17 protein-coding genes are annotated in these 21,445 nt (G+C 71.4%); 15 read left to right on the plus strand and 2 right to left on the minus strand.

Annotated features, from left to right (window positions below):
- Nucleotides 1-123 precede the first annotated feature (123 nt).
- Nucleotides 124-810, minus strand: coding sequence for a TMEM175 family protein (locus tag ACIQI8_RS26735; protein WP_402355292.1), 687 nt, complete (start codon nucleotides 808-810; stop codon nucleotides 124-126).
- A gap of 214 nt (nucleotides 811-1,024) precedes the next feature.
- Here ACIQI8_RS26735 and ACIQI8_RS26740 point away from each other — a divergent pair, with 214 nt between their 5' ends.
- The 11 genes from ACIQI8_RS26740 (at nucleotide 1,025) to ACIQI8_RS26790 (ending at nucleotide 13,013) form a co-directional block, all read left to right on the plus strand.
- Nucleotides 1,025-1,492 (plus strand): cupin domain-containing protein, encoded by a 468-nt coding sequence (locus ACIQI8_RS26740; RefSeq protein WP_402355294.1) that lies wholly within the window; start codon nucleotides 1,025-1,027, stop codon nucleotides 1,490-1,492.
- Between the two features lie 79 nt (nucleotides 1,493-1,571).
- A complete protein-coding gene (locus tag ACIQI8_RS26745) occupies nucleotides 1,572-2,573 on the plus strand; it encodes an alpha/beta hydrolase (protein ID WP_402355296.1) in 1,002 nt (333 codons plus the stop codon).
- A 42-nt stretch (nucleotides 2,574-2,615) separates the two neighbouring features.
- Nucleotides 2,616-3,515: a helix-turn-helix transcriptional regulator gene (locus tag ACIQI8_RS26750; RefSeq protein WP_402355298.1), complete on the plus strand. Its 900-nt coding sequence runs from the start codon at nucleotides 2,616-2,618 to the stop codon at nucleotides 3,513-3,515.
- A gap of 429 nt (nucleotides 3,516-3,944) precedes the next feature.
- Nucleotides 3,945-4,271 (plus strand): hypothetical protein, encoded by a 327-nt coding sequence (locus ACIQI8_RS26755; RefSeq protein ID WP_402355300.1) that lies wholly within the window; start codon nucleotides 3,945-3,947, stop codon nucleotides 4,269-4,271.
- Between the two features lie 96 nt (nucleotides 4,272-4,367).
- Nucleotides 4,368-5,234: an alpha/beta fold hydrolase gene (locus ACIQI8_RS26760; protein ID WP_402355302.1), complete on the plus strand. Its 867-nt coding sequence runs from the start codon at nucleotides 4,368-4,370 to the stop codon at nucleotides 5,232-5,234.
- Nucleotides 5,231-5,950 carry an SDR family oxidoreductase gene (locus ACIQI8_RS26765; RefSeq protein ID WP_402355304.1) on the plus strand — a complete coding sequence of 240 codons (720 nt, stop codon included), beginning with the start codon at nucleotides 5,231-5,233 and terminating at the stop codon, nucleotides 5,948-5,950. Before ACIQI8_RS26760 ends, ACIQI8_RS26765 begins: the two co-directional genes overlap by 4 nt.
- Before the next feature lie 33 nt (nucleotides 5,951-5,983).
- Complete coding sequence (locus ACIQI8_RS26770; protein ID WP_402355306.1) at nucleotides 5,984-6,889, plus strand: DUF427 domain-containing protein; 906 nt, start codon at nucleotides 5,984-5,986, stop codon at nucleotides 6,887-6,889.
- Nucleotides 6,868-8,634 carry an MOSC domain-containing protein gene (locus tag ACIQI8_RS26775; RefSeq protein WP_402355308.1) on the plus strand — a complete coding sequence of 589 codons (1,767 nt, stop codon included), beginning with the start codon at nucleotides 6,868-6,870 and terminating at the stop codon, nucleotides 8,632-8,634. Before ACIQI8_RS26770 ends, ACIQI8_RS26775 begins: the two co-directional genes overlap by 22 nt.
- A 73-nt stretch (nucleotides 8,635-8,707) precedes the next feature.
- Nucleotides 8,708-9,163 (plus strand): MarR family winged helix-turn-helix transcriptional regulator, encoded by a 456-nt coding sequence (locus tag ACIQI8_RS26780; protein WP_402355310.1) that lies wholly within the window; start codon nucleotides 8,708-8,710, stop codon nucleotides 9,161-9,163.
- Nucleotides 9,160-10,881, plus strand: coding sequence for an MFS transporter (locus ACIQI8_RS26785; RefSeq protein WP_402355312.1), 1,722 nt, complete (start codon nucleotides 9,160-9,162; stop codon nucleotides 10,879-10,881). Before ACIQI8_RS26780 ends, ACIQI8_RS26785 begins: the two co-directional genes overlap by 4 nt.
- Nucleotides 10,882-11,012: 131 nt before the next feature.
- Complete coding sequence (locus ACIQI8_RS26790; RefSeq protein WP_402355314.1) at nucleotides 11,013-13,013, plus strand: NAD-binding lipoprotein; 2,001 nt, start codon at nucleotides 11,013-11,015, stop codon at nucleotides 13,011-13,013.
- Between the two features lie 21 nt (nucleotides 13,014-13,034).
- Here the strand turns inward: ACIQI8_RS26790 and ACIQI8_RS26795 are convergent, their stop codons facing one another.
- A complete protein-coding gene (locus ACIQI8_RS26795; RefSeq protein WP_402355316.1) occupies nucleotides 13,035-14,546 on the minus strand; it encodes a hypothetical protein in 1,512 nt (503 codons plus the stop codon).
- Between the two features lie 326 nt (nucleotides 14,547-14,872).
- On the opposite strand from ACIQI8_RS26795, the gene ACIQI8_RS26800 reads away from it, so the two are divergent.
- From ACIQI8_RS26800 to ACIQI8_RS26815, 4 genes are all read left to right on the plus strand, one after another.
- Nucleotides 14,873-17,146: an MMPL family transporter gene (locus ACIQI8_RS26800; RefSeq protein ID WP_402355318.1), complete on the plus strand. Its 2,274-nt coding sequence runs from the start codon at nucleotides 14,873-14,875 to the stop codon at nucleotides 17,144-17,146.
- A 117-nt stretch (nucleotides 17,147-17,263) separates the two neighbouring features.
- The gene (locus ACIQI8_RS26805; protein ID WP_402355320.1) at nucleotides 17,264-18,469 is read left to right on the plus strand and encodes a sensor histidine kinase; all 1,206 of its coding nucleotides are present in this window, start codon (nucleotides 17,264-17,266) and stop codon (nucleotides 18,467-18,469) included.
- Nucleotides 18,466-19,146, plus strand: coding sequence for a response regulator (locus ACIQI8_RS26810; RefSeq protein ID WP_402355322.1), 681 nt, complete (start codon nucleotides 18,466-18,468; stop codon nucleotides 19,144-19,146). Before ACIQI8_RS26805 ends, ACIQI8_RS26810 begins: the two co-directional genes overlap by 4 nt.
- A gap of 85 nt (nucleotides 19,147-19,231) precedes the next feature.
- On the plus strand, nucleotides 19,232-21,259 hold the full coding sequence (locus ACIQI8_RS26815; protein ID WP_402355324.1) for an ATP-binding protein: 2,028 nt from the start codon (nucleotides 19,232-19,234) through the stop codon (nucleotides 21,257-21,259).
- The last annotated feature ends 186 nt before the right edge of the window (nucleotides 21,260-21,445 follow it).

Genomic DNA, 21,445 nt, shown 5'->3' on the forward strand with positions numbered 1-21,445 from the left:
TGTTCCTGATTCGTAGGGTGCAAAGCGCGAGGAGTGCGGAGGCACGCCTGACACTTTTCCCGTCGCAGGGACACGCCGCCTATGGCAGGAACGTCAATAACCGCTGAAAAGCGGCCACGCCTGCTAGTCCTTGTCCGTGAAGGTCTCGGTGGTCGCGGCGGTCGCCGCGTCTCCGCCGGAGCGGCGCAGGCGTGCGCCGAAGATCACCGCGGAGATGCCCGGCACCAGGATCCAGCACAGGTACGCCCACTCGGTGGCGAGTGCGACCGGGATGGAGACCAGGAACCCCGCCGCCACCACGCTCATGCGACGCATCGCCCCGCGGAGCAGGTCGGGCGGGGTGCCCGGGCGGTAGAGGGCGGCACGGCCGATCTCCCGGAGCATGAGGACGAACAGCACGCACGCGACGAACTGCACGATCGCGTAGAAGATGAAGCGGGCCTGGAACGCGCCGTCGCCGCCGATCACGTCGGTCGCGAACGGGGTGATCACCAGCATGAGGAGCCAGTACACGGTCAGGCTCGTCATCAGCCTGTTCGACGACGTGACATAGCGGAACACCCGATGGTGGGCGCGCCAGTGCGCGGCGATGACCACGAAGCTGATCGCGAACGCCATGTAGGCGTCACGGTGATCGGTGGCCGAGTCCCACAACTCGGAATTGGTCGAGCCCTCCGGCACCGGCAGTTCCAGGGCCAACAGGGTGAGCGCGATGGCGACCACCGCGTCCCCGAAGAACGTGAGCCGCTCCGCGGCGACCGCCCGGATCTCCGTGTCCTCGGACAGCTGTTGATCAGTCGAGTGAGCCATGGCGCAGAGGATGCCACAGGCACAGGAGGGCTCAGGACGGCGGTTGCCCGCGAGCAGGATGCCGGCAGCCCGGGAGCCCGCGCGGTGAGTGGTACTACTGTTCCCACCCGCTCCGCTGGTGGGTGCCGTACGGGCCGGAGGAGGATCGCACCCGACCGTCGTTCCCCGCTGACGAAGGCGCCGTGCCCGCCGACGGCGCAGATCGGACCCCGTCATGACCATGGCCTATCTCGCTCAGCCCGAGCAGCAGCAGAAGCTCGAATGGCTCGACGGCGGCGAGTTCGCCGTACTCCTGGACAGCGCGGCCACCGCCGGGCAGTTGACCGTCGGGCGGTTCTCGGTCAGCAAGGGCGAGGCACCGCCGTACCACCAGCACACCCGTGAGGACGAGGTGTTCATGCTCATCAAGGGCAGCGCGCTGCTGTGGTGCGACGACCAGGAGATGGAACTGTCGGAGGGCGGCATCGTCTTCCTCCCCCGCAACGTTCCGCACGGCTACCGGATCACGTCCGACACCGCCGACCTGCTGATGATCTGCACCCCGGGCGGCATCGAGGGCATGTTCCGCCATGCAGGCCGCGACCTGGCCACCCCACGCCCCGAGGGCTTCGAGATCTCCCGCGACCTCATGGCCGAAGCCGCCGACAGGTACGGCCAGATCATCGTCGGACCGCCGCGCTGACCCTCGCCGTGCGGTCGGCGGCGAACGCCGTATCGCCGTATCGCCGTACGGAATTCACCTGATCCACCGGACCCGCCCGATGCGCGTGATCCACCTGGCGTACCGCAACCCGAAAGGCACAGCCATGTCCCGGCAACAGCGCGAAGCCCTCGACGACCTGCTGCGGCACGCCCCGCTCGACCTCGGGGGAGACGTCGGCGAGGCGCGGGCCGCCTTCCACGACATGATGACGGGCGTGCCCTTGTCGCCCGATGTCACCGCCACGGCAGGGGAGTTGGGCGGGGTACCCGTCGTCGGCGTGGAGACGCCGGCGAGCGACCCGGCGCATGTGCTGCTGTATCTGCACGGCGGCGCGTACGCCATCGGCTCGGCGGCCGACGCCGTGGGCCTGGCCGGGGATGTCGCCCGGCGCAGCGGAGCGCGTGCCGTGTGCGTGGACTACCGGCTGGCCCCCGAGCACCCGTTCCCGGCGGCCGTCGACGACGCCCTGGACGTCTACCGTGCCCTGCTCGGCGAGGGTGTGCCGAGCTCCGCCACCGCCTTCGTCGGTGAGTCGGCGGGCGGTGGCCTCGCCGTCGCGACGCTGGTCGCCGCCAGGGACGCTGGACTGCCCCAACCCTCCTCGGTCGCCGTCTTCTCCCCGTGGGCCGACCTGAGCGTGTCCGGTGACAGCGCGGTCGGCAAGGCCGCCGTCGATCCCTCACTGACCCCGGAGGGTCTGCGCACCCGCGCCCGCGACTATCTGCGGGACACGGATCCCCGCACGCCGTACGCCAGTCCCGTCTTCGCCGATCTCACCGGTCTCGCGCCTCTGCTCGTGCAGGTCGGCTCGCACGAGATCCTGCTCGACGACGCCGTACGGCTGGCGGCACGCGCCGCCGCGCACGACGTCCACGTCGAACTGCAGGTCTGGCCCCAAGTGCCGCATGTCTTCCAGGCGTTCGCCGCGATGCTCGACGAGGCCGACGACGCGCTGCGGGCCGCCGCCGACTTCACCCGCGCGCACTGGGAAGCCGCCGGGACCACCGACGCGTACGGTCAGGAGGCGTCGGCGAGTAAAGAGTCCGTTGTGCGGCAGTAGAAGCACCTTGCGGTCCCCGCCGTGTGGACCACGATGATCCGTATGGCAACGACGAACCACTTCGGCATCGCACTGCGGGGCTGGCGTGAGCGTGCGTCACCCGGCGACTGCGGACTGGCGGCCGACGGGGACCGGCGCATCCCCGGACTGCGGCGCGAGGAACTGGCCCGACTGGCCGGTCTTTCGGTCGACTACGTGGTGCGGCTGGAACAGGGCCGTGCCCGCCACCCCTCCGACCAGGTGGTCGCCGCCCTGGCCAGGGCGCTGCGCCTCGACGCGGCCGAGCGCGACCACCTGTTCCGCTGCGCCCGACTTGCGCCGCCCGCCACCGCTGGCCTGTCCCGTCAAGTGCCCGCACGCGTCGGTCAGTTGGTGAGCCGGCTGGGAGACAACCCCGCCGCGGTGTTCGCCGCCGACTGGACCCTTGTCGGCTGGAACGGGATGTGGTCCGCGGCGGTCGGTGATCCCCGTACCTACGGCTGGGACGAGGGCAATCTCGTCGCCGGCATGTTCCGGTCCGGCGGTCCCGCGGAGATCCCCATCGCGGCCTGGCCCGTTCGGTCCTGGGCCGGCGACGAGGCCGAGGAGGAGGACCTCGTCGCCGACCTGCGGGTGACGGCCGCCGCCCATCCGCACGACGGACGCCTCGCGTCCTTCGTCGACCGCCTGCGGCGCGGCAACCCCCGTTTCGCGAGGCTGTGGTCCAACGGCACCGCCCGTGCGCACGTCGGCGACCGCAAGACCATCGAGCACCCGCTGGTCGGGGACATCGACGTCGACCTCGACATCCTGATGCCCGCCGGTACCGACCTCAGGGTCGTCACGTACACGGCCGAGGCCGGGACCACCGGCGCGGAGAAGATCGACGCCCTGCGCGCCGTCCGGGCTGCGGCGAGTTCGAGTCCGTCCCGTCCCAAGTCGGAGATCTCCAGGGCCGGTTGATGGTCACGGTTCGGTGACGAAGGCCGGCGCGGTGTGCGCCGGCCGGGCCCCTGTGGCGTGGGAGTGGTGCGACGGTGACGGGGCCCGCCCCGGTGGTTCGAGCCGTCGTACTTTAGGTCCCGGGGACCACCGCGACCACCGGTACCGCGGGGGTAAAGGCGTCGGCCGGCGTCGGGGCCGACTCTCAACTGTCCAAGGAGAAGGAGGCGGCGTCCCCCGCCGGCGGGACCAAGCCTCAGCTGTCCGAGGAGAATCGACAACTCCTGGAGATCCAGCGGGAGATCAAGGTCACGACGGGCCGCCCCACCGCGGACCAGATCGCCAGGGCCGACACGTTGATCGGGCGGTTGAAGGCGGACGGCAAGGCCACCGCGGACCAGCTCGCGCCCCTCCATCACTCAGTCGCTGACCGCCACGCCGACCAAGACCGTGCGCGGCGGCACGATCACGCTCCGCGGCGCCGGCTGCGCGCCGGGCAAGGCGGTGTCCGTCGGAATCCGCTGGGAGCGCGGCGCGAAGCTGAGCCTCTCGATGGAGGAGCGGAAGGCGCGGAGCACCCCGCCGACCACCGCCACGGCCGCCGGCGCACACACGCTGACCTCGGTCGACGCGCGTGCCGACGGATTCTTCGAAGCCAGGGTCACGATCCCGACCAGTCCTCCGATCGCCGAGCCCACTCTGTGGGCGCGCTGCCGTACCCCCGCGCCTGCCCATCAGCTCACGCAGGACCTCTCGATCGTCATCAGGAGCGACTGAAGGCGATGTAACCGCTGAGATTCTATTGACAGGTTAGATGCCGGGTGGTTGGCTCCTGTCTGTAACCACTCATGGCGAAGTCAGGAGTTAGGCATCATGGCGACCATCCACCACCGTTACGCGACCGTTCGTGGGCAGCAGCTCTTCTACCGGGAAGCGGGACCGCAGGACGCGCCGGTCGTGGTGCTGCTGCACGGCTTCCCCACCAGCTCGTTCATGTTCCGGGACCTGATCCCGCTGCTCGCCGACCGCTATCACGTCATCGCCCCGGACCACCTCGGCTTCGGCCTGTCCGACGCGCCGTCCGTGGACGACTTCGACTACACCTTCGACGCCTTGGCGGACCTGACCTCCGGCCTGCTGGCCCAGCTCGGAGTCAGCCGCTACGCGATCTACGTGCAGGACTACGGCGCCCCCGTGGGCTGGCGGCTCGCGCTGGCGGACCCGGCCGCGGTCACGGCGATCATCAGCCAGAACGGCAACGGCTACGAGGCGGGCTTCGCGGAGGAGTTCTGGAAGCCGGTGCGGGCGTACTGGGAGGAGCAGAGCCCGCAGACGGAGCCGGGGGTGCGCGGGGCGCTCACCCTGGAGGCCATCCGGTGGCAGTACCTGCACGGCGTGGCCGACGAGAGCCTGGTCAGCCCCGACACCTGGCACCACGACCTCGCTTCGGTGTCCCGCCCCGGGAACGACCTGGTGCAGCTGAAGCTGTTCGCCGACTACGCGAACAACCTGCCGCTCTACCCGAAGCTCCACGCCTACCTGCGCGAGAGCGAGGTCCCGGTGCTGGCCGTCTGGGGCCGCAACGACGAGATCTTCGCCCCCGCCGGCGCCCTCGCCTTCGCCGACGACGCGCCCCACGCCGAGATCCACCTCCTCGACGGCGGCCACTTCCTGCTCGAAAGCCACCTCGACCAGGCCGCCGACCTCATCCGCGGCTTCCTGAACAGGAACCTGTCATGACCGGTCCGCTGCAGGGCGAGACCGTGCTCGTCATCGGACGGGGCGGTGGCATCGCCCGTGCCGTGGTGGTCGCCGCACGGGACGCCGGAGCCCATGTCATCGCCGCCGGACGCGACCGGAAGGCACTCGACGAGGCCTACGCCGGTGAGCCCGACATCGACACCGAGACGGTCGACCTCACCGACGAGACCTCCATCGCCGACCTCGGCGAACGCCTCGGGACGATCGACCACGTGGTGTCCACCGCCTCGGCGCGCGCCCGCGGCCGGCTCGCCGACGTGGACCGGGACGCGGTCAGGCGCTCCTTCGACACCAAGGTGATCGGCCCGCTCATGCTGGCCAAGCACCTGTCTCCCCGCATCCCCGAGTCCGGGTCCTTCACCCTCTTCTCCGGCGTCGCCGCCGCGAAGATCGCGGTCGGCACCCTGGCCGTGGCCATCACCAACGGAGCCGCCGACGTGCTGGCTCGCTCCCTCGCCCTCGAACTCGCCCCGATACGCGTCAACGCCGTCTCCCCGGGCGTCATCGACACCGGCGCCTGGGACGCCCTCGGCGAGGCCGGCAAGGCGGACTACTTCGCCGACATCGCCGCCCGCAACCCGACCCGCCGCATCGGCACCGCCGACGACATCGCGGGCGCCGTCCTCTACGCCATGACCAGCACCTTCCTGACCGGCGTCACTTTGCGGATCGATGGCGGCGAACCGCTCACCTGACCCGCCGCCGGACGAGCAGAAGGGAACGAGACGATGGGCCTCTCCTGGCAGCAAGGACCACTTGCTCGCGGCGCGGTCGGCCGGTTCCTGGTCCCCGACCCACTGCCCGAAAGAATGCTGTTCGCCGAACCGCTGCGCCGCCGCATGCGGGTCCGGTTCGGCGACGCGTGGATCGCCGACACCGAGGACGCCGTCCTGCTCCACGAACCCGGCCGCTATCCGGTGGCCTACTTCCCGCTCGCCGACATCAACCCCGAAGCCCTGCGGCCGACCGAGCACACCACCCACCACCGCGACCTGGGTCCGACGTCCTGGTACACGGTCGCGGCCGGTACGCGAAGCACGCAGCGCGCGGCCTGGCGGCACGTCGAACTGCCCGCCCATGCACGAGAGTTGGAAAGTCGCGTCGCCTTCGCCTGGCGCGCGATGGACGCCTTCTACGAAGAGGAGGAGCGGATCGTCGGCCACGCCGCCGACAGCTACCACCGCGTCGACATCCGCCGCACCAGCCGCCACCTCGTCGTCCGCGGCGGCGACCGGGTCGTCGCCGACACCACCGTCCCGCTGGTCCTGTACGAGTCCGGCTTCGCGCCCCGCTGGTACGTGCCGCGCGCAGATATCGACGAGTCCGCGCTGACCGCGGTCGAGGGGCAGACGTTCTGCCCGTACAAGGGCCTGGCGAGCTATTACGACATCGCCGGCGCCCGGCGCGCGGCCTGGTCGTACGAGGACGCCTGGACCGAGGTGCGGCGCGTCTCCGGGATGGTGTCGTTCGAACCGGACGAGGTCGAGGTGCGTCTCGACGGGGTCCGACTACGGTTGGAACCCGGCCAGAACGTCGTCCCGCACGGCGTCGACCGCAACCTCGACCTCGACGAGACGACCGGGCCGGCTGTCACCGTAGGAAGGAGCGCGCGATGCCGTCGCTGTTGTCGGTGAACGTCGGCATGCCGAAAGACGTGGCCTGGCAGGGCCGAACCGTCCACACCGGTGTGTGGAAGTACCCGGTGCACGGCCCGGCGACGGTCCGCCGCCTCAACATCGACGGCGACGGTCAGGGGGACACCGCGGGCCACGGCGGCGAGCAACGCGCCGTGCTGGTCTACCAGATCCAGTCCTACGAGCACTGGCAGCGCCACTTCGGGCGCGACGACCTCGAGTACGGGAACTTCGGCGAGAACCTCACCGTCGACGGCCTCCCCGACGACGAGGTCTGCATCGGCGACCGCTACCGCATCGGCGAGGCCGAGTTCGAGGTCACCCAGCCACGCGTCACCTGCTACCGCGTCGGCCTGCGCCTCGGCGCGCCCGAACTGCCCGCCCTCCTGGTCGGCCACCACCGCCCCGGCTTCTACATGAGAGTCCTCCGCGAAGGGATCATCGAGGCCGGCGACGAGATCGTCCGGACCAGGACCGGGCCGGGCGCGCTGAGCGTGGCGGACACCGACGCGCTGCTCTACCTCCCGGGCCGGAACATCGAGAAGCTGCGCGTCGCCCTGGACATCCCCGCCCTCAGCCCCGGCTGGCAGGGCTCGTTCCGCGAACTGCTCGCGAAGGCTTCGGGCGCGGCAAGGGAACCGGTGACGGGAACGGTGAGAACGGCGACGGCCACGGGCCCCGCCTGGTCCGGATTCCGGTCGCTGCTCGTGGCCGACGTGATCGCCGAGAGCGCGACGGTCTCCTCGATCCTCCTCTCCGCTTCCGACGGCTCCGCGCTCCCCGCCGCCGACGCGGGCCAGTACCTCACCCTGCGCCTCCCCGAAGCGGCGGACCCCGCCCCGGTCCGCAACTACTCGCTGTCCTCCACCTCCGACTCCGGCCGCTACCGCATCAGCGTCAAACACGAACCCCACGGCACCGCGAGCGGCTACCTCACCAGCCGGCTCCGACCGGGCGCGAGCCTCGAAGTCGCCGCGCCCCGCGGGGAGTTCACCCTCACCGAGGACACCGGCCCGGTGCTGCTGGTCTCCGCCGGCATCGGCCTTACACCGGTCCTGGCGATGCTGCACCAACTCGCCACCAAGGACCGGGACCGGGAGGTCTGGTGGCTCCACGGCGCCCGCGGTCCGGGGGAGCACCCGCTGGCCGCGGAGGCGCATGCACTGCTCGCCGGACTGCCCCACGCCCATGAGCACGTGTTCTACAGCGCGTGGGAAGGGCCCGCCGACACCGGCCCGGGCAAGGGACACACGCACGCCGGTCGCCTCACGAAGGACGAGTTGACCGCGCTGTCCGTCCCGGCCGACGCGACCGCCTACGTCTGTGGACCCGCCGCCTTCATGGAGGACATGCGGTACGCCCTGGTCGAGGCGGGCCTCGACGCGGCCCGTATCCACACCGAGCTCTTCGGCGCCCTGCCGTCCATCGACCCCGGCGTCGTCGCGCGGGCCGCCAGGGCTCCCCACCAGCCTCCGGGAGCGCCCGGCACAGGCCCCTTGGTGACCTTCGCCCGCAGCGGCATCGCCGTCCCGTTCCCCGAGGACGGGCGCAGCGTGCTCGAACTCGCCGACGCCTGCGACGTCCCGGCCCGCTGGAGCTGCCGTACCGGCGTCTGCCACACCTGCGTCACGCCCCTGCTGTCCGGCGAGGTCACCTATGCGCCGACGCCGCTGGAACTCCCCGACTCGGGCCAGGTCCTCATCTGCTGCGCGCGGCCCGGTACGGACGTCGTCCTCGACATGTAGGGCTTCCCACGCCGACGCGGATATTGATTCCCACTACACGTAGATGCATAATGCGATTATGCATAAGCGGGTTATGGAAGTAGTCGCACCGGCCGAAGGCCTGATCGTCGCCCTCGAGGAGATGGTCCGCTACGTCCGCCACAGCGCCACCGCGGGCGGCCTGAGCACCTCGGCCTCCGCGACACTCGGCCGACTCGCTCGCGAGGGCCCGCACCGGCTCACCGATCTGGCCCGCGCCGAACGCGCGACCCAGCCGAACATGACGCAGCTCGTGACCCGGCTTGAACGTGCCGGCCTGGTCCGCCGTGTCGCCGACGCGAGCGACGGCCGCGGCGTGCTGGTGGAGATCACCGACGCCGGCGAGGAGATGTTCCTGCGGCGGCGCGCCGAACGCGCGAGCGCGCTGGAAACGCTGGTCGAGGAACTCACCGAGGAAGAACGGCAGGCAGTGCGGGTCGCTCTGCCCGCGCTGGCCCGCGCCATCCAGGAAGGCCATTCGCTTCGAGACGCCGGAGACAACCGCACATGACCGCACCGCATGGAAAGGCTGCCAGCCCCTTCCGGCAGCCGAAGGCCGTCTGGGCCGTCGCGTTCGCCTGCGTGATCTCGTTCATGGGGATCGGCCTAGTGGACCCGATCCTGCCCGCCCTGGCCGACAGCCTGCACGCCACACCGAGTCAGGTCTCCCTGCTGTTCAGCAGCTACCTGATCGTGACGGCGGTCGCGATGCTGTTCGTGGGCTGGGTCTCCAGCCGGATCGGCGCCAAGCCCACCCTCGTCATAGGCCTGGCTGTCATCGTCGTCTTCGCCGCGCTCGCCGGAGCCAGCGGCTCCATCGACGGCATCGTCGGCTTCCGGGCCGGCTGGGGCCTGGGCAACGCGCTCTTCATCGCGACCTCACTCGCCGTCATCGTCGCCTCGGCGAGCGGCGGTTTCGGCGGCGCGATCATCCTCTACGAGACCGCGCTCGGCCTCGGCATCGCCGTGGGCCCGCTGCTCGGCGGCGAGTTGGGCGCCATCAGCTGGCGGGGACCCTTCTTCGGCGTGGCCGTCCTCATGGCAATCGCCCTGGTCGCGACCCTCGCCTTCGTCCCCTCCCTGCCCAAGCCCGAGCAGCCCACCTCGGCCCTGGCCCCACTGAAGGCGCTGAAGCACCGAGGCCTGCTGACCATGGGCATCATGGCGCTGCTCTACAACTGGGGCTTCTTCACCATGCTCGGATACGCCCCGTATCCCATGGAGTTGAGCGCCCACCGACTCGGCCTCGTCTTCACCGGCTGGGGCCTGCTGGTCGCCGCGTTCAGCGTGTTCTTCGCCCCGCGCCTGCAGGCCCGCTTCGGCACGGCCCCGGTGCTGTACGTCAATCTCGTCGGCCTGAGCATCGTGATGGCCGTCATCGCCGCGGGCGTGGCCACACCGACGGTGGTGATCGTGGCCGTCATCGTCAGCGGTGCCTTCATCGGCGTCAACAACACCCTGACCACCCAGGCCGTCATGCTCGTCTCGCCCGTCGAGCGCCCCGTCGCCTCCTCCGCCTACGGCTTCCTGCGCTTCATCGGCGGCGGCCTCGCGCCGTACGTGGCGGGCAAGTTGGCCGACGCCACCGACCTGAGCGTGCCCTTCTACGTCGGCGCGGGCACCTTCCTGCTGGCCATTCCCGTCCTCGCCAGCGGTCATCGGCTGTTGCGCGCGGCCGAGACGAACACGGCTGACAGCGAGCCCGTCGCGCCGTCGCTCACTCCCGTCGGCGCCCAGGCCACGGGCGATGTCCCGCTCGTCATCGTCGCCGTCGGCTCCGACGGGAAGGCCGCCGCCATCGTCGACGCCGCGGCCAGGCTCGCCCGCGACACGAGCAGCCCACTGGAGGTCGTCCACGTCCAACAGACCGCGGTGGTCGAGGAACAGGCCGTCGACACCGAGACCCACGACCAGGGCCGCGCCGCGGTCATCGCGCACCTCGACCGCCTCGCCGCACAGGGCGTCGCGGCGACGGGACAGATCCTGGTCAGCGTCGGCGACCACGCCGCGGCCGGTCGGGCGCTGGCCCAGCACGCCGCCGACGTCGGCGCCCGTGCCGTGGCCATCGGGCGGTCGTCGCGCGGCCCGGCCGCGCAGTTCGGCGACGGCAGCATCACCACCGCCCTCATCCACAGCGCCAGTTGCACGGTGGTCCTGGTCGACCCGGACACCACGCCCCGCCCCCTGACCACGGCCACGCTGGCGGAACTGCGCAGAGGCGACGCCTGAACCACCGCCGCTTCGCGCGCCGTAAACGCCTTCCGCCCAGCGCGAACCGGCACTGCCCGAAAGTGTGAATGCCCCGGTTGCCACGGCGTGTCGCGGCCGCCGGACCCGCACCCTTCGACGTCAGGAACGGTGTGGCGGACAGCAGGGGGGCGGATGTGGCGAGGCGGCAGTGGCCGACGGAGTTAGGGGACCGGGCACGTTACCTCTTCGACAGCACGCTGGCCCGCAGCACCGGTGCCCTGCTGGGCTGGCTGAGCGCGTGCTGTCTCGCGGTGGTCGTACCGGTGAGCGCCCTGCTGGTGTGGACGGACCCGAAGGCCCCGCGTTCCCTGTCGGGGCGGCTCACGGACGTGTGGCGCACCAGCGCGGAGACCCTGCGCCTGGGCGGGGTGACCGGCGCGCCTGTGCGCATGCTGCTGTCCGCGCTCCTCGGTCTGATCGCTCTGCTGTGCGTGTCGACCCTGGTGGGCGTGATCACCACGGGGCTCGGCGACCGGCTGACCGAGCTGCGGCGCGGACGTTCGACGGTGCTGGAGCGGGAGCACGCGGTCGTACTCGGCTGGTCGGACCAAGTCTTCACGGTGGTCGGTGAGTTGATCGCCGCCCGGTCCGGCCGGGGCAGGGGAGTGGTCGCCGTGCTCGCCGACCGCGACACCGCCGATATGGAGGCGCGGCTGCGGGCCTCGCTGAGCGTCCGCGGCCGGGCTCGTCTGGTATGCCGTACCGGGTCGCCGACGGATCCCCAGGCCCTCGCGCTGGTGGCCCCGGCGTCGGCGGGCTCGGTGCTGGTGCTGCCGACGGACGACGCCGACGCCGACCTTCAGGTCGTACGCGTCCTCCTGGCCCTGCGGGCGCTGCCCGCCGTCCAGGAGCCACCTCCCGTGGTGGCCGCCGTGCGCGACCCGCGCTACCTGTCGGCCGCGCGCCTGGCGGCCGGACCACGCGGCACGGTCCTGGAGTCCGACCTGACCACGGCCCGCCTGCTGGTGCAGGCCTCCCGGCGCCCTGGACTGCCGGCCGCGCTGCGCGACCTGCTCGACTTCGACGGGGCCGAGTTCCACGTCCTCGACGCCCCCGACCTGACGGGACTGCCCTTCGAGAAGGCCGCACTGTGCTTCGAGGAGGCCTGTGTCGTGGGGTTGTTACGCGTCGGCGGGCGGCCCCTGCTCGCGCCGCCGCCGGGGACCGTCCTCAGGCCCACCGACCGACTGGTCGTTGTCGCGCACGACGACACCGAACTCCCGTCCACCGACTGCCGGGAGCACGTCGATCCCACCGTCTTCGCATCCCGCGGCCCGAGCCCGGCCCGACCCTCGCGCACGCTGCTGCTCGGCTGGAACCGCCGTACGCCACTGGTGGTCGACACCCTGCGCCGGACCGTCGAGCCGGGATCCGTCCTCGACGTGGTCGTGGGCCCGGACAACGCGCCGCCGGAGGAGCAGCCCGCGCACCCCGCGCGACTCGACGTCGTCTTCCACCTCGCCGACCCGGTCCAGGCCGAGACACTGCGCGCTCTCGACCTGTTCGGCTACGACAGCATCGTGGTGTCGGGACCGGACGCGGACACGGGACCAGAACGGCCCGACGACCGGACCCTGTTGACCCTCCTCGTGCTGCGGTCGCTGGAGGAGGAAGCGGGCCGGGCGCTGCCGGTGGTGGCGGAGCTGCGCGACCACCGCAGCCGCCCACTCGCCCCCTTGGGCCCGGCCGCCGACGTGGTCGTCCGGGGCGAGCTCACCGGTCTGCTCATGGCGCAGATCTCCCACAACCCCGTGCTGGCCCCGGTGTTCGAGGAAGTCTTCGCTCCCCGGGGCGGTGCGCTCGCCCTGCGCCCGGCGGGCGAGTATGTGCGGCCCGGCTGCGAGGCGTCCTTCGCGACCGTCGTGGCCGCGGCACTGGAGCGCGGCGAGTGCGCGATCGGTCTCCGCTGCCACGGTCCCGACACCGCCCGCCGTGACGTCGGATTCCAGCTGGGCCCGCGCAAGACCGAGCGGCGCGTGTGGAGCGCGGCGGACGAGGTCCTCGTACTGATCCCGGCTTCCGGCGGGCACGACAGTGGGCTCGACGGCGTACCCGGGATGCGGCGGGCGCACGAGGGCGGCGACTCGCCGACCGGCGCACCGCTGGTCTGACACCGCCCCCGCTCAGCGGTCTCAGTAGCCGAGGCTCGTCGTGTAGGCGCACTCGGTGTAGATGTAGCCCGGCGTCAGCTTGGCGGTGTCCGAGGCCGGGGACTTGCCGAGGCCGGTCTTGGACTTGTGGACGAAGTAGGTGGTGCCGGCGGGCAGTCGGATGGTCTTCTGCGGGTAGTTCTTGCCGCTGTCGCCGCACGGTTTTGAGGCGGACCCGAGAGAGGTGAGCAGCGAGGAGTAGGTGGAGCAACTGCCGCATGCCTTGAGGCTGAAGGTGCCGGTCACAGGGCCGGTGTACAGGACGGTGATGTCGTCGGGGCTGTCATTCTTGACCGTGACGGTGATGCTCCCGCCCGATCGGGTGGTCGGCAGGCGCTTGCCGGCCGCGGGCACCGTCTCGGCGACCTCGGCGGCGATGGCTATCTTCCGGGCCCGACTCCGGTTCCCGCTACCGGGGTTGTCCTTGATGAACGTGTTCATGGAGGTGACGGCCTCGCTGAAGCTGCCGTCCTTGTACTGGTCCACCCCGCAGTTGTACGTGCCCGACGTCGCGCTGCGGTCGGCCCGGTCGGCGTACTTGTCGAGGGCGTCGGTCAGCCCGGCCTCCTCCGCGGACACGCCACGGATCTGCGTGGAGAGGGAGTCCAGGCGCTCGACGGCCGCGCAGGGATCCTTGCCGCGCACGGCCTTGACGGCCTTGCCGACCTCGGCGGCGATCGCCGGCTCGACCTTCTTCGCCTGCTCGGAATCCGGGAACGTCGACAGCAACTCGCCGAACTGCGTGGGCCAGTCCGCGCTCCGGCCGCTCAGGGACGCCGCGGCGCACTCGTAGAGCGAGGTGGCCAGCCGGTCGTCGGGCCAGGCGGACAGGGACCCGAGGGTCTTCTTGTCCATCGTGCGCGGGACGGTACGGAGGTACTTCAACGGCGGTATCGCCCCGCAGTAGTTCTCCTCCGTGTAGGGAGCGGCGACGGTGTTGTAGTAGGACTTGAGGAGGTTGGGGACTCGCGCGGCGGCTCGGGACCCCGGGTGGTCGGCGGTCAGCCCGTGGTAGATGGTCAGCGCCTGGCGGTACTCCGTCTCGGCCAGCTCGAAGGGGCGTGTGCCGCCCGAGCTGACCAGGTCGTTCGCCTCATCCAACCGGTCGAGGAGCATCTGCTCGGTGGCCTCGTCACGCGCGTCGTCGTACAGCACGACGCCGCCGGCGGGGACGGCCAGCAGCACGACGCCCAGCACGGCCGCGACCAGGGGATTGGGCGGCCACGCCAGCCGGGTCCGCATGCCGAGCCACGCGCCGTGCGCGGCCGTCGCCAGCAGGAGGATCAGGTACAGCACGACCAGTGGGCCGGGGACTCCGTTCGGGTCCGCGGGCAGTGCCACCACGAGCAGGATTCCCGTCGCGGCCAGGCAGGCGATCATCAGCCCCCAGCGGCGGACGAGGGCATACCCGAGTCCGAGTCCGGTGAGGTTCAGGAACGCCACCGCGAAGGCCCGCCACGGGTCCGAGGGCGCGGGCGGCGGCGCGGTCGGCATGGGCGGAACGACAACATCCGGACGTGCCTGATGGTCCCAGGACATGACGGCTCCCCCAGTCAATCACGCCTGTATTTCCCTGAATTGACAGTGTACGGCCAGTGCTGGAGCGAGGACAGAGGGTGAATCGAAAAGGGGTACGGTTCCGCCGTCCCCCTCGGCGGGTCATACCCGAGCAGGAGTCGGCGACCCGCGCGCGTACCGCGGTTTCAGTAGACGGTCCTCCGGATGCGGCAGACGGCAGTGCCAGCAGCCGCACGACGACGGGAGACCCCCCGCCGCGAAAGGCTTCTCGTACGAGCGAGAACAGAGGCGGAGTCCCTGACGTGGCTACTTACCTGTATCGACTGGGCCGACTGGCCTTCCGGCGGCGTGTCCACGTCGCCCTGATGTGGTTGGCGGTCCTTGCTGCCGTCGGAGTGGGGTCGATGCAGGCATCGGGAGCGTCCGACGAGGACTTCTCGATGCCGGGCATCGAGTCCCAGAAGGCGTTCGACCTGATGCAGGAGCGGTTCCCCGGCGCAGCGGCCGACGGAGCCACCGCACGGGTGGTGTTCGTCGCTCCCGACGGATCGAAGGTCACCTCGACCGCCCACAGAAGGGCGATCGAGGAGGTGGTGGACGCGCTCGGCGACGGCTCCCAGGTGGCCGGTGTCGCGGACCCCTTCACGACGAAGGCGGTCAGCGACGACGGCTCCACCGCGTACACGACCGTCACCTACAAGGTCACGTCGTCGGAGATCACCGACGCCAGCCGTACGGCGCTGGAGAAGGCCGCCGACCAGGCCCGGGACGCCGGTCTGACCGTGGAGGAGGGCGGCTCCGTCATGGACAGCGGCGGCGGACCCGGCGGTGTCGCCGAGTTCGTCGGCATCGCGGTCGCGGCCGTCGTGCTGCTGGTGACCTTCGGCTCGCTGGCCGCCGCCGGACTGCCGCTGCTGACGGCGGTACTCGGCGTCGGCGCCAGCATGCTCACGATCACGATCCTGTCCGGCCCGCTCGGTCTGTCGACGAACACCGGCACCCTCGCCATGATGCTGGGGCTGGCGGTCGGCATCGACTACGCGCTGTTCGTGGTCTCCCGCTACCGCGAGGAGCGCGCGAACGGACACGCTCCGGAGGAAGCGGTCGGCCTCGCGGTCGGCACGGCGGGGTCGGCGGTGGTCTTCGCGGGCCTGACCGTGGTCATCGCGTTGGCCGGCCTGTCGGTCGTCGGGATCCCCATGCTGACCAAGATGGGCCTGACCGCTGCCGGCGCGGTCGTCGTCGGTGTGGTCATCGCGCTGACCGTCGTGCCCGCGCTGCTCGGCTTCTGGCCCAACGCCGTGCTGTCCGGCGCCGCACGCGGCGGGGGCCGGGCCGGGCGCCTGCTCCGCCGGAAGAAGCCCGCCGAGTCCCGGGCGCGGGAAGGGGCGCCGGCGAGGGACAACCGCGGCACCCGCTGGGCCCGCTTCGTACTGCGCCACCCGATTCCCGTTCTCCTGCTGGGAGTTGTGGGCCTCGGCGTCCTCGCGGTCCCGATGACCCAGCTGGAACTCGGTATGCCGGGCGACGAGGCCAAGGCGACCTCCACCACCGAGCGCCGTGCCTACGACGCCCTCGCGGAGGGCTTCGGCCCCGGCTTCAACGGCCCGCTGACCATCGTCGTGGACGCCAAGGGAGACGACGACGTCAAGGCCGCCGCGAGTACGGTCAGCCGCCGGATCGCCGACACGCGAGGCATCGTCTCGGTGACGCCGCCACGCTACGACGACGCCGGGAACACGGCCGTGTTCACCGCGACACCGTCGACCGGCCCGACCGACGAGAGGACCAAGGCACTGGTCAAGACCATCCGCGGCGAACGTCCGGCCATCGAGTCGGCGGCCGGGGCGTCCTTCCAGGTCACGGGCACCACCGCACAGAACATCGACGTCGCCGCGAAGGTGCAGTCGGCGCTGGTGCCCTATCTCGTCACCGTCGTCGGCCTGGCCGTCGTCCTCCTCCTCGTGGTCTTCCGGTCCCTGCTCGTCCCCCTCAAGGCGGCGCTCGGCTTCCTGCTCTCGGTGCTCGCCGCCCTCGGCGCGGTCGTCCTGGTCTTCCAACAGGGCCACGGCGCGGGCATGTTCGGAGTGGAGCAGACCGGGCCGATCATGAGCCTGATGCCGATCTTCCTCGTGGGTATCGTCTTCGGCCTCGCCATGGACTACGAGGTGTTCCTCGTGTCGCGCATGCGGGAGGCGTACGTCCACGGGGAACCCGCCAAGGAGGCGGTCGTCTCCGGGTTCCGGCACAGCGCCCGGGTCGTCGTGGCCGCCGCCCTGATCATGATCGCCGTCTTCGCGGGCTTCATCGGCGAGAGCGACTCCATGATCAAGATGATCGGTTTCGGACTGGCCACCGCCGTGCTCCTGGACGCCTTCGTCGTCCGCATGGCCATCGTGCCCGCCGTCCTCGCCCTGCTCGGCGACCGGGCCTGGTGGCTGCCGAAGTGGCTGGACCGGCGGCTGCCCCGCGTCGACGTGGAGGGCGAGGCCCTCGCCCGGCGCCCGGCCGACGTCACGGGCCGCCGTTCCGACGCGGACCCGACCACGGACGAGTCGGCGCGGACGCGCGTCTGACCGGGCTCATTCGGCCGGCGCGAGGCTGCCCGTGACCAGGTCGCGGGCAGCCCCGCGCAGCGCTGTGCGCCTCATGTCGTCCACCATGGGGTCGGGACACTTCACCCGGAGAGACAGATGACCACCAGCACGGAGCGCTTCACGAGGCACCGGCACATCGCCTCGGACATCCTGATGGCCCTGGCACTGATCGGCTGCGTGACGCTCGGTTCCTCGATCGCCGTGCACGGCATCACCCAACCGGACCGGTCGTGGCCCGCCGAGTCCCTGGCAGCCGTTTCCTGCCTGGCCCAGCTGAAGGCCCGCACCCACCCCCGCAGCGCCCTCGTGGTCGCCGCGGTCTGCACGGTGATCACCGTGGCCCTGGGGTACCTGCTGACGCCTCTGCTGCTCGCCCCGCTGATGATCGCCCTGTATCGGCTGGCCGCCGACACCGACCCCAGGACCACCCGTGTGTACGGCGCCGCGACCATCGTGGCGGTGGTCACCACCGCCATGCTGGACCTGACCACGGGCGACACGATCCTGGTGCGCACCGTCGGCCCCGTGCTGTGGCTGATGCTGCCCCTGGTCGGCGGCAGCCGGGAGCGCCTGCGCCGGCGCTGGACGGACTCCGTGCAGGCACGCGCCGCGTACGCCGAGCGCACGCGCGAGGAGGAGGCCCGGCTGCGGGTCGCCGAGGAGAGGCTGCGGATCGCCCGCGAACTCCACGACGTCGTGGCTCATCACATGGCCGTGGCCAACGCGCAGGCCGGCACCGCCCGCCACCTCGCTCCCACCCACCCCGAACAGGCGCAGAAGCTGCTCGGCGAGCTGACCGCCACCACGTCCTCGGCGCTGCTCGAACTCCGGGCCACGGTAGGGGTGCTGCGCCAGCCCGACGACCACGACACCGACTCCCTGGAACCCGCCCCCGGCCTCGACCGGCTTCCCGAGCTGATCGCGAAGTGCGAGTCCGCCGGTGTCGAGGTCACCGTCACGACCGAGGGAGAACCCAGGCCGCTGTCCCCGGGCGTGGACCTGACGGCGTACCGGATCATCCAGGAAGCTCTCACCAACGTCACCAAGCACGGCACGGGCAACGGTGCGTGCGTCCGCCTCAGGTACGGCGACGGCCGTCTGCTGATCTCGGTGACCAACGACGGAAGCGGCACCCCCGGGCCGGTCCCGGGCGAGGGGTACGGTCTGATGGGCATGCGTGAGCGGGCCCATTCCGTCGGCGGAAACCTGCTCGCGGGCCCCCGGCCGGAGGGCGGCTTCGAGGTCTCCACCGCCCTGCCGCTGCACTCCCTGGCTCCGGAAGAGGACGAGGCCTTCCTGTGACCATCCATGTCCTGCTGGTGGACGACCAGGCCCTGTTGCGGGGCACGTTCCGGCTGCTGATCGACTCCTGCGCCGACATGGAGGTGGTGGGCGAGGCCGCCAACGGCGAGGAGGCGGTGGAGCTGGCCCGTACCCATCGCCCCGACATCGTCCTGATGGACATCCGCATGCCGGGCACCGACGGTCTCGCCGCCACCGCCACCATCTGTTCGGACCCGGACCTGGCCGACACCCGGGTCCTGGTCCTGACCATGTTCGAGACCGACGAGTACGTGGCCAAGGCACTGCAGGTCGGCGCCAGCGGCTTTCTCGGCAAGTACGTCACCACCGACGCCCTGCTGGCCGGCATCCGCACCGTCGCCGCGGGCGAGGCCCTGCTCTCGCCCGGCGCCACCCGCGCCCTCATCACCCGCTTCCTCACCGCCCCCGCCCCGGGCGCCCTCCTGGCATCACGGGACCGTCTGAACGACCTCACCCCGCGTGAACGCGAGCTCACCGCGCTCGCCGCCCGAGGCAAGTCCAACGACGAGATCGCCGAGGAACTCTTCCTCAGCGTCCTGACCGTACGCAGCCACATCCAGCGGGCCCTGACCAAACTGGGTGCCCGGGACCGGGCCCAACTCGTCGTCATCGCCTACCAGACAGGTCTTGTACGACCGGCGGCGCCGCGATTCTGAACGGTGGCCGTCCCGTTCGCCCCTTCGAAGGGACCGTGAGTCGAATCGGCGCACACCCGGCGCCCGGGCACGGGACACTGTGTCCGTGTCGTACCACCTACCGCCCCTTCTTCCCGGATTCGTCGGCCGCGAGCGCGAGTTGACCGCCCTCTCCGACGCCCTCCGTGAGCAGTCCTTGATCTCCCTGACCGGGCCCGGAGGCGTGGGGAAGAGTCGGCTGGCCCTGCGGGCCGCCCACGGCTTCCGTGCGGCGACGGGCCGTGCGGCGGCGTGGGCCGATCTGTGGCAACTGCCCGACGACCGGCTGTTGGTGGCCACCGTGGCCGACGCGCTCGGTTTCGCCGACCACACCCCGGCCGTTCCCCTCGACGCCCTGAGCGGATGGCTGGCGGACGAGGATCCGCTGCTCGTCCTGGACTCCTGCGAGCACCTGCTGGCCGGGTGCCGGTCCCTGGCGGCCCAACTGCTGCGCGAATGCCCGCGGTTGAGCGTGCTGGTGACCAGCAGGGAGCCACTCGGCCTGCCCGGTGAACGGCGCATCGCGCTGAGCCCGTTGCCCTACGGGTCCGACGCGCTGACCTTGATGGAACGGCTGGCCGAGGATGCCGGGCGACCGCTGACGGACACGGCGGACATGATGGCGGCGACCCGGCTGTGCGCGCGTCTCGAAGGCATTCCGCTGGCGATCGAGCTGGCCGCGGGTCAGCTGGCCGAGCGTGACATCCACCAACTGGGCGACGAGCTCGCCCAGTTGCTCGACCTGGAGACGCCCCAACCGCGCGGCGGACCACGCCGGCATCAGGCGCTGCGGACGACCATCGGCTGGAGCCACGAACTGTGCGCCCCCTCCGAACGCCTGCTGTGGGCGCGGCTGTCGGTGTTCCGCGGTCCCATGGACGCCGACGCGGCACGCGCGGTGTGCGCGGGCGGTCCGCTCACTCCCGAGGGAGTGGACGAGGCGCTGGCCGGGCTCGTCCGCAGATCCGTGCTCACGCGCGCCCGGGACCGCTACCGCATGCTGGACACCGTCCGTGAGTACGGGCGGATGTGGCTCGACGCCCTGGGGGAGTCCGACCGTCTCGCCGACCGGCACGCCCGCCATCACGCGCGGACGGCGCGGCGGGCCGACCAGGCATGGTTCGGAGTCGACCAGGTCCACTGGTACCGGTGGATCAGCGCGTCCCACGTCGACCTCTGCACCGCGCTGGACCACCTGCTGGCCACGGACCCCGAAGCGGCCGCGGCGATGGCAGGGCAGCTCGGCTTCTTCTGGAGCTGCTGCGGTCATCTGCCCGAAGCCGCCCGGTATCTCGACGAGGCGTTGCAGGTGTCCGCTGCGCCCGGTCCGGCCCGCAACCGGGCGCTGTGGGCGCTGGGCGTCGTCAGAGTCCTGCGCGGCGAGCACGAGGCGGGACGCGAGCTGGCCCGCGCCTGCGAGCGTCAGGCGGAGCGGACCGGGGACACCGACGCGGTGCTGCGGGCGGCCTATCTGCTCGCGCTGACCCATCTGCTCGGCGGGCGTCCGCTCGCCGCCGAGCACGTCGTGGACACGGCCCTCGCCCAGGTCGGCGCCGTGCCCGGTCTCACCGCACCTCGGGCGATGTGCCGCTTGGCCCGTGTCTTCGCGCAGACCGCGCGCGGACTCCTCGACCGTGCGGGCGAGGGCGCCGAGGAACTGCGGCGGGAGTCCATGGCCCGAGGGGAGTGGTGGACCCGTTCCTACGCCGACTACCAGCTTGCCCTCATCGCGTTGTTCGAGGACCGCGCCGAAAATGCCACCGCTCACGCCACCTCGATGCTGGAGGGCAAGCTGCGGATCGGTGACAGTTTCGGGCTGGCCCTCGGCCTCGACCTCCTCGCGTCCGCCCTCGCCGCCCAGGGCGCGGCCGAGCGTGCCGTCGCCGCGCACACGGCCGCCGAGCGGTACTGGAACGCGGTCGGCCATCCCCAGCGCGGCACACCGGAACTGGGTCCGGTCCGGGACCGCTACGAGGCGATCGCCCGCTCCCAGCTGGGCGACGCGGGATACGACGAGGCCGCGGCGCGAGCGATGCTGCGCGGTCCCGGCGCGATCACCCGGGAACTCCTGGGCCACACGCCTCCGGGACGGTGAATCCGCAGGCCCCTTCGGCCCAAAGGTGGGGAAGTCTTTGCCCTTGGCCGATTTCCGCTCAGGTCGACCCGCTGATACCGGCCTTCACGGGTTTCGCGCATGCAAAGTGAGGCCGAAAACGCCGGGTGACGCGGGCTGCCCGTGTTACAGCCGTGTTGACCGCCCCTGTCAGTGCGGCGCACCCTC

Origin of the sequence: Streptomyces sp. NPDC092369 (genome assembly GCF_044755245.1) — a bacterium.
Classification (GTDB): domain Bacteria; phylum Actinomycetota; class Actinomycetes; order Streptomycetales; family Streptomycetaceae; genus Streptomyces.